A 16,441-nucleotide genomic window follows, 5' to 3' on the forward strand; every position below is an offset into this window, starting at 1 on the left:
CGCGCGCCAGCGCGCTTCGTGGACTGACTCGCCGGCACTGTTTGACCACAGCGAACGCAGTGAGCGGAGGGAGTTTGCCGGCGCATCCCCAAAGCCGAGCTTCTTCGTGGAGTCGGCCGCCAGGCCGACCGCCCCGGCATGAGCCCCCAGCCCATCCCCCACCCGCCGCGACGCGCGACCGAACCGCGACAAAACAGCCTAGAGGTTGCTCTCTTTGATGATGAACCACTGCCCATCGATCAGCTGCCAGGTCAACGACTTGGCCGTGACGTCGGCATAGCCGTTCGAGCTGTAGCTCTGCTTGAAGCGGGTCTGCGTGACCGTGGGGCTCACCGCCTTCGCGTCGATGCTGTCGAGCTTCACGCTGATCGAGCCGCTCTTCGTCAGCATCGCCTGGCGGCGTGCCTTCCATGCGGCCACCGAGCCTTGCGCCGGCGTGAAACCGGGCGCGTAGAAGCCCAGGTAGCGCGGCAGGTCCTTGGCTTCCCAGGCCGCCGCCCAGCCGTTCAGGCGCGTCAGCGGGCTGCCGCCCGCAGCCACAGCTGCCGGTGCCACCACGGCGGCGGGCAGCGTCGAGACGCCTGCCGCGATCGGCGTGGCCGGGCCGGTGCCGCTGGCCGCGCGCCGCGACAAGGCTTCGAAATCGATCGGCGGCGACACGATGGCGTCGGCCGGACAGCGCGTCGGCGCGTCGCCGTCGACCGCCCAGCCGCTCGCGTCGTCCGGTGCCTCGGGCGCGGCCTGGTCGCGCGCCAGCCCGAGCTGCGCGCTCAGCTGGTTCATCGACGCCTGCGTGCGCAGATAGGCAATGCCCAGGTCGTATTCGGCATTCGCATACGAGCGCCGGGCGGTGTACAGCTCGTTCTCGGCGTTCAACAGATCGAGCAGGCTGCGCTGGCCGATGTCGAACTGCTGCCGGTAGGCGTCGCGCGCCTTCTCGATCGCGATCGTGTTGCGGTCGAGGTAGCTCAGCTGGTCGCTCAGCTTGCGGGTGTCGTTGTAGGCGATCGCCACCGTCTGGCGCACGTCGCGGCAAGCCTTGTCGCGCAGGTCCTCGGCCTGCGTCAGCAGCTTGGTCTGCTGGCGCACGCGCGCCTGGTCGGAGCCGCCGTTGAAGAGGTTCCAGTTCAGCACGATCTCGGCGGTGCTGTCGCGGCGCTGGTCCTGCACGCCGTCGAAGTTGCGGCCGGCACCGGCCCGCACACGGGCCTCGACCTTCGGCTGGTAGGCACTTTCGCGCACGCCGACCGCCGAACGCGCCGAGCGCAGCGATTCGACGGTGGCGCTGATGGTCGGGCTGCGACGGATCGCCTCGGCGGCTGCATCGTTCGCGCTGGCAGGAATCGCCGCGCGCAGCGGCGTGGGCAGCGGCAACGACGCCGGCGGCGCCTCGCCGACCACGCGCTGGTAGCGGGCCGACACGTCGTGCAGGTTCGACACCTCGGTCGACAGGTTGGATTCGGCCAGCGCCAGGCGCGCCGCCGCCTGTTCGAGGTCGACCCCACGGCCGACACCGGCGCGCACCCGCGAGTTGATCTGGTTGAACGCGCCGCGGTGCTGCACGAAGTTGTCTTCGGCCAGCGTCACCAGCCGGCGGTAGCGCAGCACGTCGTAGTAGGCGCGCGCGGCCTCGAGCGCGGTCTGCTCGGTGACGTCGACCACCTCGAAGTAGCGGGCCAGCCGCTCGTGGCCGAGGCGACCCACGTCCCTGCTGGTGGCCAGCCCGTCCCACAGCAGCTGCGTCAGCGTCAGCGCCGCGCCGCTGCGGCTGATCGACTGGCTCTCGGGCGTGCGCGAATCGATGCTGTCGCGGTCGCGGCCGACGTTGGCACTCAGGTCGAGCCGGGGGTAGAAACCGCCGCGCGAGGCGTCGATCGCATCGGATGCAGCGCGGTAGGCATTGAACCGGCCGGTGACGTCGGGGTTGGACGCGATGGCCTTCTGGGCAGCCGCCTTCAGGGCCTCGTTGCTCTGCGCGAGGGCAGGGCCAGCGCACACCAGTGCGGCAGCGGCGGCGGAGAGCAAGCGCTTGGTCTTCAACTGCATCGTCATCCTGTCTCTGAGCGAACCCATCGTGAAACCCGATGAGTGTAGTGGCCGCGCTACATCTGCTCACCCGCGCGGGCCGAGAGGACACCGGGGCGGGCAAAGTATTTCACGCAACCGGTGCGCGAAGAAGTGTTTTTGCAACAAGCTCTCACACTCTGCCGGGCTTCGGTGCGCCGGGATCTTGCACCTCAAGTCCTCGCGCGTCATGACGACATCCTTACGTCGGGCCCCACTTCATGGATGCACGTGCACAGCGCTGAATCGAATCCCGACGTGATGTATCGCCGCCGGCCCGGCCGCGGCGTCGTCGCGTGGATGCTTGCGCTGGCGCTCGTGTGCGCCGGCCTGCCGTCGGGCGCGTGGGACGCCGATCGCATGCTGGCCGCCGCGCAGCGCATCTCGCCGCGTGCCGTCGACGGGGTGCGCGCGCTGCAGCCGGTGCTGGCCGCCGCGCAGGCGCTGGACGAAGCGGCCAAGCTGCAGACCGTCAACGAGTTCTTCAACCGCCGCGTGCTGTTCCGCGACGACACCGAGGTCTGGGGCCAGGTCGACTACTGGGCCAGCCCCCTCGAGACGCTCGGCAAGGGCGCCGGCGACTGCGAGGACTACGCGATCGCGAAGTACTTCAGCCTGCTCGCGCTCGGCGTGCCGATCGCGAAGCTGCGGCTGGTCTACGTGCGGGCGCAGATCGGCGGGCCGGGCGGCATCGTGCAGGCGCACATGGTGCTCGCCTGGTACGCCGCCCCCGACGCCGAGCCGCTGATCCTCGACAACCTGATCACCGACGTGCGCCCGGCGTCGCGGCGCCCGGACCTGACCCCCGTGTTCAGCTTCAACAGCGACGGCCTGTGGCAGGGCGTCGGCGCGCAGGCCGCGGGCGACCCGTCGGTGCGCCTGTCGCGCTGGCGCGAAGTGCTTGCGAAGGCACGTGCCGAGGGGTTCCAATGAGTTTCCGAAAGAGGGAGAGAGCATGTCGCTGATTCGTCAGATCTGGTTGCTGCTGCTGGGCACGGTGCTGCTTGCCTTTGCCGGCAGCGTGACCGTTGCGGTCGAATCGGCGCGCGGCTACCTGCAGACGCAGCTGGGCGTGAAGAACACCGACAACGCGACCGCCCTGGCGCTGGCGCTCTCGCAGCAGCATGGCGACAAGGAACTGATGAACCTGCTGCTGTCGGCTCAGTTCGACAGCGGCTACTACAGCCGCATCCGCTTCGTCGCGAGCGATGGCAGCATCGCCTTCCAGCGCGAAACCTCCGGCGCCCCGCGCGAGGCGCCCGGCTGGTTCGTCCGGCTGGTGCCGATCAGCGCGGAGCCGGGCGTGGCCCAGGTGTCCGACGGCTGGCGCGCGCTCGGCCGCGTCGAGCTGATCAGCCAGAGCGGCTATGCGCACGACGAGTTGTGGCGCAGCAGCCTGTGGTCGGCGCTGGCGCTGGGCCTGGTCGGGCTGCTGGCCGGCGGCGTCGGCACGCTGATGATCCAGCGCATCCGCCGGCCGCTCGATTCGGTGGTGGACCAGGCGCAGGCGCTGGTGCGCGGCGAGTTCGTCACCGTGCCCGAGCCCGGCGTGCCCGAGTTGCGCCGCATGACGCAGGCGATGAACACGATGGTCGGCCGGCTGCGCATCACGTTCCAGGCGCAGGCCGAGCAGCTCGAAGGTCTGCGCCAGCAGGCCAACTGCGACCGGCTGACCGGCCTGTCGAACCGGGCGCACTTCCTCGGCCAGCTGGCGGTGACGCTGCAGCGCGAAGATGGCACGGCCGAAGGCGGGCTGGTGCTGCTGCGCATGCTCGACCTGGCCGACCTGAACCGCGCCCTCGGCCATGCCGAGACCGACCGCATGATCACCACCGTCGCGCAGGCGTTGCGGCCGTATGGCGACCGGGTGAAGGGCTGCTTCATCGGCCGCCTGAACGGCTCCGACTTCGCGCTGTGCCTGCCGGTCGCCGGCATGGCGCGCGAAACCGCCCAGGCCCTGGCCGACGCGCTCAGCCTGGTGCTGCCCAACCTCAGCGCCGAGGCTGGGGTCAGCGTCGGCGCGGTCGAACTGCGCCGCGAGATGACGATGGGGCAGGTGATGAGCGAGGCCGACGCCGCACTGGCGCGGGCCGAGAGCCGCGGGCCGTTCGCGGTCGAACTGGGCGGCGAGGGCGCGGTCAGCGTCGCGATGCTGGGCGAGGGTGCGTGGCGGCAGCGCATCCGCGACGCGATCGGCCAGCAGCGGGCCCACCTGGTCAACTTCCCGCTGGTCAACGTGCGCAAGGACCTGATCCATCTCGAATGCCCGCTGCGCCTGCAGCTGGAACCGAACGGCGCCTACGAGCCGGCCGCGCGCTGGCTGCCGCTGGCGATCCGCAGCCGGTTGACGGTCGACATCGACGAATGCGCGCTTGCGCTCGCGCTGCGCGATGCGGCGCGCGACGGCAAGGCGCGCTGCGTCAACCTGTCGCCGTCCTCGCTGGCCGACAGCGGCTTCTCGGCGCGGCTGCGCGCGCTGCTGTGGAATGCGCCGCAGGTGGCGCGGCTGATCTGGCTCGAGGTGGCCGAGAGCGCGGCCGTCGAGCACTTCGGTTTGTTGCAGGAGCTGGGGCGGCAACTGCGGCCGACCGGCATCCGGCTCGGGCTCGAGCATGCCGGCGAGCGGCTGGGCAAGATCCCGCGGTTGTTCGAGGCCGGGCTCGACTACGTGAAGCTCGATGCGGCCATCGTGCAGGGCGTCGGCAGCGACGAGAACCGCGCCGCCTTCGTGCGCGGCACGGTGACGCTGCTGCACGGGCTGTCGCTGCAGGTGTATGCCGAGGGCGTCAGCAGCGCCGCCGATGCGCAGCGCTTGTGGGACTGCGGCATCGACGGGGCCACCGGGCCCTGGATCAGCGAGAACGCCTGACCGCGCACATCCGTTCGCCCTGAGCTTGTCGAAGGGCCTGCTCGCATCGAGCCAGGGCTTCGACAAGCTCAGCCCGTCCCTTCGACAGGCTCAGGGCGAACGGAGCTGCTTCATCAGTCCACCACCAACTTGCCGCGCTTCAGCAGGTCGTCGAGCACCTGGTTGTCGTTCACGAACGTACCGACCAGGTTCAGGTTGCTGATCGTGATCACCTGGTTCACCGCGCCGGCGTTGTAGGTGCCGTTGGTGAAACCCCCGTTGGTGCTGACCTCGACCACCGTGTTGCCACCCACCACCGAGAAGTGCAGGTAGTTGCTCAGGTTGCCATGGTCGACGGTGATCGCGGTCGCGTTGTTGGTGCCGATGTTGGTCGCCGTCGTCACGCCGTTGGCCGTGTGCGATTCGCCGACCAGCAGGTCGCGCAGGTCGAGCACGTCGCCGGAGTTGTTCGCGTTGTCGAAATCGGTGATCACGTCGCGCGCCGGTGCCGCGGTTGTGCCCTGGTCGGCGAACTTCCACTGGAAGACGTCGTGGCCGGCGCCGCCGGTCAGCAGGTCGTTGCCCTTGCCGCCGATCAGCGTGTCGTCGGCCGCGCCGCCGTTCATCGAGTCGTTGCCGTCGCCGCCGATCAGCTTGTCGCGGGCGTCGCTGCCGGTCAGCGTGTCGTTGCCGACGCCGCCGTCCAGCGTGGAGCCGGTGCGGATCACGTACTGGCTGCCGCTCTGGATGATGTCCTGCGTGTCCGACAGCGTCGGCGCATTCGCATCGCTGAACATCGCGAAGCTGCTCGTGCCCAGCGTCTGGTAGCTGGTGTCTGCCGACCCTGTGGCCTTGATCTCGATCTTCAGCACCGAGTTGCCGCCTTGCTCCCAATAGAGCAGTTCCATCGCCGTCAGCCCGCCGGTGATCGGCACGCCGGTGTAGACGCGGGTGGTCGGCGACTGGATGTCGTCGAAGATCGCGACCTGGTGGCCGTCGAGCTTCAGGCGGAAGCCGTCGTCCGCGGTGACGCGGATGTCGTAGCTGCCGGCTGCCATGTACACCTCGCCGGTCAGGCGGATGCCTGCGTCGGTGGTGGTGCCCAGGCCGCTGCTCGGGCCGGACCCGCCGCCACTGCCCGCGCCGGTGCCGGTCTCGATCTTCAGCGAGGCGACATCGGGTCCGCCGGCGCCGGTGCGGTCGAGGAACTTGTACAGCGAGCTGTTGGCGTCGGTCAGCCCGGAGGTCGACCCGCCGGCGGCCACATTGGCGTTGGAGCCGAGCGAGTTGGTGACGGCCGGGCTGCCGCCGTAGTCGATGGTCTTCGCGAGGAAGCGTGCATCGACCGTGCCGGTGACGGCCGCGGTCGAGGTACCGAGGATGGCGTTGCTGCCGCCCATCGTCGCGTTGCGCGCGTTGACCAGCGTGTTGAAGTCGGCCACGCGGTCCAGGTTGCCGACGCTGCCGTCGTCGCTGTGGCGACGGTTGCCGTTGACGGCGTTTTCGTTGTAGCCGTAGTACTCGCCGTTCAGGCCCAGGGTGTTGGTGATCGTCGTCGTGGTCGGCGTGCCGGCGGTCAGCGTGTCGGCCTGGCCGGCGACGTGGACCGTCAGCGTGGTGTTCGACGTGGCGCCGCTCGGGTCCTTGACCTGGTAGGTGAACACGTCGTTGACCGTGGTGCCGGTCGCGACCGCATTGGCGTTGCTGGCCGCGTAGCTGTAGCTGCCGTCGCTCTTCAGCGTCAGCGTGCCGTAGGTGCCGGTGATGGTGGTGCCGGCCGCGCTGATGGCGGTCGCGGGGGTGCCGGTGCCGGCGGCCGCGAACGCGACGGTCAGGGCATTGCCTTCGGGGTCGGTGTCGGTGCCGGCCGGCGTGGCCGCCGACAGGATCACGCCGTTCGCTGCCGTGACGCTCAGCGTGGCCGCGGCGGTGACGCTGGCCTCGTCGCTGTGGGCCACCGGGGCGTCGTTGACGGCGACCACGCTGATGGTCGTCGTCGCGGTGGCACTGTTGCTGGTGCCGTCGTTGGCGACGACGGTGATCACGCGGTTGGTGGTGTCGGGCGTGTCGCTGGTGTTCGAGAAGGTGATCGCGCGGATCGCCGTCTCGTAGCTGGCGAGCGACGCGGCACCGCTGAGCGTGATGACGTTGCCCACGACGTTGGCGGTGATGCCCACCGGCAGGGTGCCGACGGTCAGCACGTCGCCACTCTTGGCGTTCGTCAGCGTGATGGTGGCGCTGGCCAGCGATGCGCTGTCGACATCGGTGATCTTGATGTCGGAATCGGCGATCGAGACACCCGAGCCGTTCTCGGTGAAGGTGGTCGCGTAGCCGACGCCTGTGGCGGTGGAGTTGTTCGAATCGAGGTCGATCGCCGGCGGCTGGTCGTTGTCGATGATGCTGCCGACGCCGGTGGCCACCGCGATGGTCGCGTTGGTGGCGCCGCTCAGCGTGACGTTGAAGGTCTCGGTGGCCTCGGCGAGGGTGTCGTTGGTGATCGGGACCGTGATGGTCTGGACGGTCGAGCCCGCGGCGAAGGTGAGCGTACCGGTGGCCGCGGTGTAGTCGGAGCCGGCCGTTGCGGAGCCGTTGGACGTGCCGTAGTTGACCGAGACGGCCTGGCCCGACGCGGCCGACAGCGTCACCGTGAAGGTGGCCGTGCCGGCGGCTTCGTTGACGGTCACGTTGTTGATCGACAGCGTCGGGGTCGGGTCGTTGTCGACCAGGGAGGTGGTCAGCGTGTTGTTCGTGCCATGCGGCGCGATGGTCTCGAATCCGCCACCGCTGACGGCGCCGATGGAGACCACGATCGATTCGTTCGGTTCGTCGCGGCCGTCGGCAGCCGTTGCGACGCTGAAACTGGCGCTGCTGGCACCGGCGGGGATCGTGACGGTCGCGACGCCGGTGTAGTCGGTGCCATTGCTCGCGGTGCCGGTGTAGTTCAGCGTGACGGTGACAGCGCTGGTGGAGGGGTTGCTCAGTGTCAGCGTGTAGGTGGCTGCGCCGCCTTCGGTGACGGTGCTCGATCCCGACAGGCTGACGGTGGTCACGTCGCTGTCGTCGGTGACCGAGGTGGCCACGGTCGACGAGGTGGTCAGCGACTCGAAGTTGCCGCCCGAGCTGGAGGCCACACCGACGGTGACCGTCTGCGTGCCCTGGGCATAGGCGTCGTCGGCGCGTGGCACATAGGCCAGGGCGCTGGCGCTGGACTGGCCGACCGGGATGGTGATGGTCTGGCCGTTGCTCAGGTTCAGCACCAGCGGTGTGCCAGTGACGGCGTGGTCGAGCGTTGCGGTGTAGGTGACGCTGCCGCCCTCGACGACGGAGTTCGCCGAACTGCTGAGCGTGACGGTGGTCGCGCTGGCGTTGTCGGTGACGGTGGTGCTGGCGGTGCTGGTGGTCGTCAGCGCCTCGTAGTTGCCGCCGCTGTGTGCGTTGATGCCGACGGTGACGGTCTGGCTGCCTTGGGCGTAAGCGTCGTCGGCGCGCACGTTGAAGGCGGCGCTGGTACCGCTGGTTTGGCCGGCGGCGATGGTGATGGTCTGGCCGTTGCTGAGGTCGTCGGTGACGGTGGTGCTTGCGGTGCTGGTCGTGGTGACGGCTTCGTAGTTGCCACCGGTTGTGCCGCTGATGCCGACCGAGACGGTCTGGTTCCCTTGGGCGTAGACGTCGTCAGCGCGCACCGCAGTGGCCGCGCTGCTCGCGCTGGACTGACCAACCGGGATCGTGATCGTCTGGCCGTTAGACAGCGTAACGACGAAGGGCGCACCGGTGACCGGGTTGTTGACGGTGGCGGTGTAGCTGATGCTGCCGCCTTCGGCGACGGACGTGGCCGAGGGCGTGAGCGTGACGGTGGTCGCGCTGGCGTTGTCGGTGACCGTCGTGGAGGCGGTCGACGTGGTCGTCAGCGCCTCGTAGTTGCCGCCGCTGTGTGCGTTGATGCCGACGGTGACGGTCTGGCTGCCTTGGGCGTAAGCGTCGTCGGCGCGCACGTTGAAGGCGGCGCTGGTACCGCTGGTTTGGCCGGCGGCGATGGTGATGGTCTGGCCGTTGCTGAGNGTGGTCGTCAGCGCCTCGTAGTTGCCGCCGCTGTGTGCGTTGATGCCGACGGTGACGGTCTGGCTGCCTTGGGCGTAAGCGTCGTCGGCGCGCACGTTGAAGGCGGCGCTGGTACCGCTGGTTTGGCCGGCGGCGATGGTGATGGTCTGGCCGTTGCTGAGSGTCAGTACCAGTGGCGAGCCGGTGACGGCGTGGTCGACGTTGGCCGTGTAGACGATGCTGCCACCTTCGGAGACSGAGGCSGCCGAAGCGGTCAGCGTGACGACGCTGGCGTCRCCGTCGTCGGTGACGGTGGTGCTTGCGGTGCTGGTCGTGGTGACGGCTTCGTAGTTGCCACCGGTTGTGCCGCTGATGCCGACCGAGACGGTCTGGTTCCCTTGGGCGTAGAAGTCGTCAGCGCGCACCGCGGTGGCCGCGCTGCTCGCGCTGGACTGACCGACCGGGATCGTGATGACCTGGCCGTTGGACAGTGTGATGACGAAGGGCGAACCGGTGACCGGGTTGTTGACGGTGGCGGTGTAGCTGATGCTGCCGCCTTCGGCGACGGACGTGGCCGAGGGCGTGAGCGTGACRGTGGTCGCGCTGGCGTTGTCGGTGACGGTGGTGTTGNTGTTGACGCTGGCGGTGTAGCTGATGCTGCCGCCTTCGGCGACGGACGTGGCCGAGGGCGTGAGCGTGACAGTGGTCGCGCTGGCGTTGTCGGTGACGGTGGTGTTGACGGTGCTGGTGGTGGTCAGCGCTTCGTAGTTGCTGCCGCTATGCGAGCTGATGCCGACCGAGACGGTCTGGTTGCCCTGGGCGTAGGCGTCATCGGCGCGCACGGCGAAGGCCGCGCTGGTGCCGCTGGACTGGCCTGCGGCGATGGTGATGGTCTGGCCGTTGCTGAGTGTCAGCACCAGCGGCGAGCCAGTGACCACGTGATCGACGTTGGCCGTGTACACGATGCTGCCGCCTTCGGAGACGGAAGCCGCCGAAGCGGTCAGGGTGACGACGCTCGCATCGCTGTCATCGGTGACAGTGGTGCTGGCCGTGCTCGTGGCGGTGACGGCCTCGTAGTTGCCGCCAGTTGTGCCGCTGATGCCGACCGAGACAGTCTGGTTCCCTTGAGCGTAGACGTCGTCAGCGCGCACCGCGGTAGCCGCGCTGCTCGCGCTGGACTGACCGACCGGGATCGTGATCGTCTGGCCGTTGGACAGCGTGACCACGAAGGGCGAACCGGTGACCGGGTTGTTGACGCTGGCGGTGTAGCTGATGCTGCCGCCTTCGACCACGGACGTGGCCGACGGTGTGAGCGTGACCGTGGTTGCGCTGGCGTTGTCGGTGACCGTCGTGGACACGGTCGAGGTGGTGGTCAACGCCTCGTAGTTGCCACCGCTGTGCGAGCTGATGCCGACCGAGACAGTCTGGTCGCCCTGGGTGTACGCGTCATCGGCGCGCACGGCGAAGGCCGCGCTGGTGCCGCTGGTTTGGCCGGCGGCGATGGTGATGGTCTGGCCGTTGCTGAGGGTCAGTACCAGCGGGGAGCCGGTGACGACGTGGTCGACGTTGGCCGTGTAGACGATGCTGCCGCCTTCGGAGACCGAGTTGGCCGAGGCGCTCAGCGTGACGACGCTGGCGTCGCCGTCGTCGGTGACCGTGGTGCTGGCCGTGCTCGTNTTGGCCGTGTAGACGATGCTGCCGCCTTCGGAGACCGAGTTGGCCGAGGCGCTCAGCGTGACGACGCTGGCGTCGCCGTCGTCGGTGACCGTGGTGCTGGCCGTGCTCGTGGCGGTGACAGCCTCGTAGTTGCCGCCAGTTGTGCTGCTGATGCCGACCGAGACGGTCTGGTTCCCTTGGGCGTAGAAGTCGTCAGCGCGCACCGCAGTGGCCGCGCTGCTCGCGCTGGATTGACCGACCGGGATCGTGATCGTCTGGCCGTTGGACAGCGTGACGACGAAGGGCGCGCCGGTGACCGGGTTGTTGACGCTGGCGGTGTAGCTGATGCTGCCGCCCTCGGCGACGGATGCGGCGGAAGGAGTCAGCGTGACGGTGGTCGCGCTGGCGTTGTCGGTGACGGTGGTGTTGACGGTGCTGGTGGTGGTCAGCGCTTCGTAGTTGCCGCCGCTATGCGAGCTGATGCCGACCGAGACAGTTTGGTCGCCCTGGGCGTAGGCGTCATCGGCGCGCACGGCGAAGGCCGCGCTGGTGCCGCTGGACTGCCCTGCGGCGATAGTGATGGTCTGGCCGTTGCTGAGCGTCAGCACCAGCGGCGAGCCGGTGACCACGTGGTCGACGTTGGCCGTGTAGACGATGCTGCCGCCTTCGGAGACCGAGTTGGTCGAAGCGCTCAGCGTGACGACGCTGGCGTCGCCGTCGTCGGTGACGGTGGTGCTTGCGGTGCTGGTCGTGGTGACGGCTTCGTAGTTGCCACCGATTGTGCCGCTGATGCCGACCGAGACGGTCTGGTTCCCTTGGGCGTAGAAGTCGTCAGCGCGCACCGCGGTGGCCGCGCTGCTCGCGCTGGACTGACCGACCGGGATCGTGATGAACCGGTGACCGGGTTGTTGACGCTGGCGGTGTAGCTGATGCTGCCACCTTCGACCACGGACGTGGCCGACGGTGTGAGCGTGACGGTGGTCGCACTGGCGTTGTCGGTGACGGTGGTATCGACGGCGCCGGTGGTCGTCAACGCCTCGTAGTTGCCACCACTGTGCGAGCTGATGCCGACCGAGACGGTCTGGTCGCCCTGGGTGTAAGCGTCGTCTGCGCGCACGGCGAAGGCCGCGCTGGTGCCGCTGGACTGGCCAGCGGCGATAGTGATGGTCTGGCCGTTGCTGAGCGTCAGCACCAGCGGGGAGCCGGTGACGGCGTGGTCGACGTTGGCCGTGTAGACGATGCTGCCACCTTCGGAGACCGAGTTGGCCGAGGCGCTCAGCGTGACGACGCTCGCATCGCCGTCGTCGGTGACGGTGGTGCTGGCGGTACTCGTCGTGGTGACAGCCTCGAAGTTGCCACCCGCGGTATTGGTGATGCCGACGGAGACGGTTTGGTTGCCCTGGGCGTAGAAGTCGTCAGCACGCACGGCGGTAGCCGCGCTGCTCGCGCTGGACTGACCGACCGGGATCGTGATCGTCTGGCCGTTGGACAGCGTGACGACGAAAGGCGAACCGGTGACCGGGTTGTTGACGGTGGCGGTGTAGCTGATGCTGCCGCCCTCGGCGACGGATGCGGCGGACGGAGTCAGCGTGACAGTGGTCGCGCTGGCGTTGTCGGTGACGGTGGTGTTGACGGTGCTGGTGGTCGTCAGCGCCTCGTAGTTGCCACCGCTGTGCGAGCTGATGCCGACCGAGACGGTCTGGTCGCCCTGGGTGTAGGCGTCGTCTGCGCGCACGGCGAAGGCCGCGCTGGTGCCGCTGGACTGGCCGGCGGCGATAGTGATGGTCTGGCCGTTGCCGAGCGTCAGCACCAGCGGCGAGCCGGTGACGACGTGGTCGACGTTGGCCGTGTAGACGATGCTGCCGCCTTCGGAGACGGAGGCCGCCGAAGCGGTCAGGGTGACGACGCTGGCGTCGCCGTCGTCGGTGACGGTGGTGCTGGCCGTGCTGGTCGTGGTGACGGCTTCGTAGTTGCCACCTGAGGTGTTGCTGATGCCGACCGAGACGGTCTGGTTCCCTTGAGCGTAGAAGTCGTCAGCGCGCACGGCGGTGGCCGCGCTGCTCGCGCTGGACTGACCGACCGGAATCGTGATCGTTTGGCCGTTGGACAGCGTGACGACGAAAGGCGAACCGGTGACCGGGTTGTTGACGCTGGCGGTGTAGCTGATGCTGCCGCCTTCGGCGACGGACGTGGCNTGGCCGTTGGACAGCGTGACGACGAAAGGCGAACCGGTGACCGGGTTGTTGACGCTGGCGGTGTAGCTGATGCTGCCGCCTTCGGCGACGGACGTGGCCGACGGTGTAAGCGTGACGGTGGTCGCGCTGGCGTTGTCGGTGACCGTCGTGGACACGGTCGACGTGGTCGTCAGCGCTTCGTAGTTGCCGCCGCTATGCGAGCTGATGCCGACCGAGACAGTCTGGTCGCCCTGGGCGTAGGCGTCATCGGCGCGCACGGCGAAGGCTGCGCTGGTGCCGCTGGACTGGCCAGCGGCGATAGTGATGGTCTGGCCGTTGCTGAGCGTCAGCACCAGCGGCGAGCCGGTGACCACGTGGTCGACATTGGCCGTGTAGACGATGCTGCCGCCTTCGGAGACCGAGTTGGTCGAGGCGCTCAGCGTGACGACGCTCGCATCGCTGTCATCGGTGACGGTGGTGCCGGCGGTGCTCGTCGTTGTGACGGCTTCGAAGTTGCCGCCGGAGGTGCTGCTGATGCCGACTGAGACGGTCTGGTTTCCTTGGGCGTAGACGTCGTCGGCGCGCACGGCAGTGGCCGCGCTGCTCGCGCTGGACTGACCGACCGGAATCGTGATCGTCTGCCCGTTGGACAGCGTGACCACGAAGGGCGAACCGGTGACCGGGTTGTTGACGCTGGCGGTGTAGCTGATGCTGCCGCCTTCGGCGACGGACGTGGCCGACGGTGTAAGCGTGACGGTGGTCGCGTTGTTGACGCTGGCGGTGTAGCTGATGCTGCCGCCTTCGGCGACGGACGTGGCCGACGGTGTAAGCGTGACGGTGGTCGCGCTGGCGTTGTCGGTGACGGTGGTGTTGACGGTGCTGGTGGTCGTCAACGCCTCGTAGTTGCCACCGCTGTGCGAGCTGATGCCGACCGAGACGGTCTGGTCGCCCTGGGCGTAGGCGTCATCGGCGCGCACGGCGAATGCCGCGCTAGTGCCGCTGGATTGGCCAGCAGCGATGGTGATGGTCTGGCCGTTGCTCAAGGTGAGCACCAGCGGCGAGCCCGTGACCACGTGGTCGATGTTGGCCGTGTAGACGATGCTGCCGCCTTCGGAGACCGAGCTGGCCGAAGCGCTCAGCGTGACGACGCTCGCATCGCCGTCGTCGGTGACGGTGGTGCTGGCGGTGCTCGTCGTGGTGACAGCCTCGAAGTTGCCGCCGGTTGTGCCGCTGATGCCGACCGAGACGGTCTCGTTCCCTTGGGCGTAGACGTCGTCTGCGCGCACGGCAGTGGCCGCGCTGCTTGCACTGGACTGACCGACCGGGATCGTGATGACCTGGCCGTTGGACAGCGTGACGACGAAAGGCGAACCGGTGACCGGGTTGTTGACGCTGGCGGTGTAGCTGATGCTGCCCTGGCCGTTGGACAGCGTGACGACGAAAGGCGAACCGGTGACCGGGTTGTTGACGCTGGCGGTGTAGCTGATGCTGCCGCCTTCGGCGACGGACGTGGCCGAGGGCGTGAGCGTGACGGTGGTCGCGCTGGCGTTGTCGGTGACCGTCGTGGACACGGTCGACGTGGTCGTCAGCGCCTCGTAGTTGCCACCGCTGTGCGAGCTGATGCCGACCGAGACGGTCTGATCGCCTTGGGTGTACGCGTCATCGGCGCGCACGGCGAATGCCGCGCTGGTGCCGCTGGATTGGCCAGCAGCGATGGCGATGGTCTGGCCGTTGCTGAGGGTCAGTACCAGCGGGGAGCCGGTGACGACGTGGTCGACGTTAGCCGTGTAGACGATGCTGCCGCCTTCGGAGACCGAGTTGGCCGAGGCGCTCAGCGTGACGACGCTGGCGTCGCCATCGTCAGTGACGGTGATGCTAGCGGTGCTGGTGGTGGTGACAGCCTCGAAGTTGCCACCCGCGGTATTGGTGATGCCGACGGAGACGGTTTGATTCCCTTGGGCGTCGAAGTCGTCGGCACGGACTGCCGTCGCGGCGCTGGTCGCCGAACTGGAGCCCACCGGGATCGTGATCGTCTGTCCGTTGGACAGCGTGACGACGAAGGGCGCGCCGGTGACCGGGTTGTTGACGCTGGCGGTGTAGCTGATGCTGCCGCCTTCGGCGACGGACGTGGCCGAGGGCGTGAGCGTGACAGTGGTCGCGCTGGCGTTGTCGGTGACGGTGGTGTTGACGGTGCTGGTGGTCGTCAACGCCTCGTAGTTGCCACCGCTGTGCGAGCTGATGCCGACGAAGGTCTCGGGGTGCAGGNATGCTGCCGCCTTCGGCGACGGACGTGGCCGAGGGCGTGAGCGTGACAGTGGTCGCGCTGGCGTTGTCGGTGACGGTGGTGTTGACGGTGCTGGTGGTCGTCAGCGCCTCGTAGTTGCCGCCGCTGTGCGAGCTGATGCCGACCGAGACGGCCTGGTCGCCTTGGGTGTACGCGTCATCGGCGCGCACGGCGAAGGCCGCGCTGGTGCCGCTGGACTGGCCAGCGGCGATAGTGATGGTCTGGCCGTTGCTGAGGGTCAGTACCAGCGGCGAGCCGGTGACCGCGTGGTCGACGTTGGCCGTGTAGACGATGCTGCCGCCTTCGGAGACCGAGTTGGCCGAGGCGCTCAGCGTGACGACGCTGGCGTCGCCGTCGTCGGTGAGTTGGCCGTGTAGACGATGCTGCCGCCTTCGGAGACCGAGTTGGCCGAGGCGCTCAGCGTGACGACGCTGGCGTCGCCGTCGTCGGTGACCGTGGTGCTGGCCGTGCTCGTCGTGGTGACAGCCTCGAAGTTGCCACCTGCGGTATTGGTGATGCCGACGGAGACGGTCTGGTTCCCTTGAGCGTAGACGTCGTCGGCGCGGACTGCCGTCGCGGCGCTGGAGGCAGAGCTGGAGCCCACCGGGATCGTGATGACCTGGCCGTTGGACAGCGTGACGACGAAAGGCGCGCCGGTGACCGGGTTGTTGACGCTGGCGGTGTAGCTGATGCTGCCGCCCTCGGCGACGGATGCGGCGGACGGAGTCAGCGTGACAGTGGTCGCGCTGGCGTTGTCGGTGACCGTCGTGGCCACGGTCGACGTGGTTGTCAGCGCCTCGTAATTGCCACCGCTGTGCGAGCTGATGCCGACCGAGATAGTCTGGTCACCCTGGGCGTAAGCGTCATCGGCGCGCACGGCGAATGCCGCGCTGGTGCCGCTGGATTGGCCAGCAGCGATGGTGATGGTCTGGCCGTTGCTGAGCGTCAGTACCAGCGGGGAGCCGGTGACCGGGTGGTCGACGTTGGCCGTGTAGACGATGCTGCCGCCTTCGGAGACCGAGTTGGTCGAGGCGCTCAGTGTGACGACGCTCGCATCGCCATCGTCGGTGACCGTGGTGCTGGCCGTGCTCGTCGTGGTGACGGCTTCGTAGTTGCCGCCGGTTGTGCCGCTGATGCCGACCGAGACAGTCTGGTTCCCTTGAGCGTAGACGTCGTCAGCGCGCACGGCGGTGACCGTGCTGCTCGCGCTGGATTGACCAACCGGGATTGTGATGACCTGGCCGTTGGACAGCGTGACGACGAAAGGCGAACCGGTGACCGGGTTGTTGACGCTGGCGGTGTAGCTGATGCTGCCACCTTCGACCACGGACGTGGCCGMCGGTGACCGGGTTGTTGACGCTGGCGGTGTAGCTGATG

6 protein-coding genes and 5 pseudogenes are annotated in these 16,441 nt (G+C 68.4%); 2 read left to right on the top strand and 9 right to left on the bottom strand.

Annotated elements, in window-relative coordinates:
- Window positions 1–198: 198 nt before the first annotated feature.
- Entirely contained in the window at window positions 199–2,046 is a 1,848-nt protein-coding gene (locus ASC98_RS04905) for a TolC family outer membrane protein (RefSeq protein WP_157597657.1), read from the bottom strand.
- Window positions 2,047–2,325: 279 nt separating this feature from the next.
- Here ASC98_RS04905 and ASC98_RS04910 point away from each other — a divergent pair, with 279 nt between their 5' ends.
- Window positions 2,326–2,997, top strand: coding sequence for a transglutaminase-like cysteine peptidase (locus ASC98_RS04910; RefSeq protein WP_056809171.1), 672 nt, complete (start codon window positions 2,326–2,328; stop codon window positions 2,995–2,997).
- 22 nt (window positions 2,998–3,019) lie between these two features.
- The gene (locus ASC98_RS04915) at window positions 3,020–4,933 is read left to right on the top strand and encodes an EAL domain-containing protein (RefSeq protein WP_056808321.1); all 1,914 of its coding nucleotides are present in this window, start codon (window positions 3,020–3,022) and stop codon (window positions 4,931–4,933) included.
- Between the two features lie 113 nt (window positions 4,934–5,046).
- Here ASC98_RS04915 and ASC98_RS31510 read toward each other — a convergent pair.
- The 8 genes and pseudogenes from ASC98_RS31510 to ASC98_RS32290 all read right to left on the bottom strand — a co-directional run.
- On the bottom strand, window positions 5,047–8,970 hold a 3,924-nt coding region (locus ASC98_RS31510; RefSeq protein ID WP_235581175.1), incomplete at its 5' end, for an S-layer family protein.
- 1 nt (window position 8,971) lies between these two features.
- A pseudogene (locus ASC98_RS32265) lies at window positions 8,972–9,580 on the bottom strand (immunoglobulin-like domain-containing protein); the annotation flags it as partial.
- 1 nt (window position 9,581) lies between these two features.
- Window positions 9,582–10,626 (bottom strand): annotated as a pseudogene (locus tag ASC98_RS32270) (immunoglobulin-like domain-containing protein); the annotation flags it as partial.
- A 1-nt stretch (window position 10,627) separates the two neighbouring features.
- Window positions 10,628–11,397, bottom strand: a pseudogene (locus ASC98_RS32275) (immunoglobulin-like domain-containing protein); the annotation flags it as partial.
- On the bottom strand, window positions 11,298–12,800 hold a 1,503-nt coding region (locus ASC98_RS31515; RefSeq protein ID WP_235581176.1), incomplete at its 5' end, for an immunoglobulin-like domain-containing protein. The gene ASC98_RS31515 and the pseudogene ASC98_RS32275, both read right to left, overlap by 100 nt.
- Window position 12,801: 1 nt before the next feature.
- Window positions 12,802–14,987 (bottom strand): annotated as a pseudogene (locus tag ASC98_RS32280) (beta strand repeat-containing protein); the annotation flags it as partial.
- A gap of 59 nt (window positions 14,988–15,046) precedes the next feature.
- A pseudogene (locus tag ASC98_RS32285) lies at window positions 15,047–15,396 on the bottom strand (immunoglobulin-like domain-containing protein); the annotation flags it as partial.
- The gene (locus ASC98_RS32290; RefSeq protein ID WP_369821156.1) at window positions 15,393–16,391 is read right to left on the bottom strand and encodes an immunoglobulin-like domain-containing protein; all 999 of its coding nucleotides are present in this window, start codon (window positions 16,389–16,391) and stop codon (window positions 15,393–15,395) included. The gene ASC98_RS32290 and the pseudogene ASC98_RS32285, both read right to left, overlap by 4 nt.
- Between the last annotated feature and the right edge of the window lie 50 nt (window positions 16,392–16,441).

Source organism: Rhizobacter sp. Root1238 (genome assembly GCF_001425825.1).
GTDB lineage: Bacteria > Pseudomonadota > Gammaproteobacteria > Burkholderiales > Burkholderiaceae_C > Rhizobacter.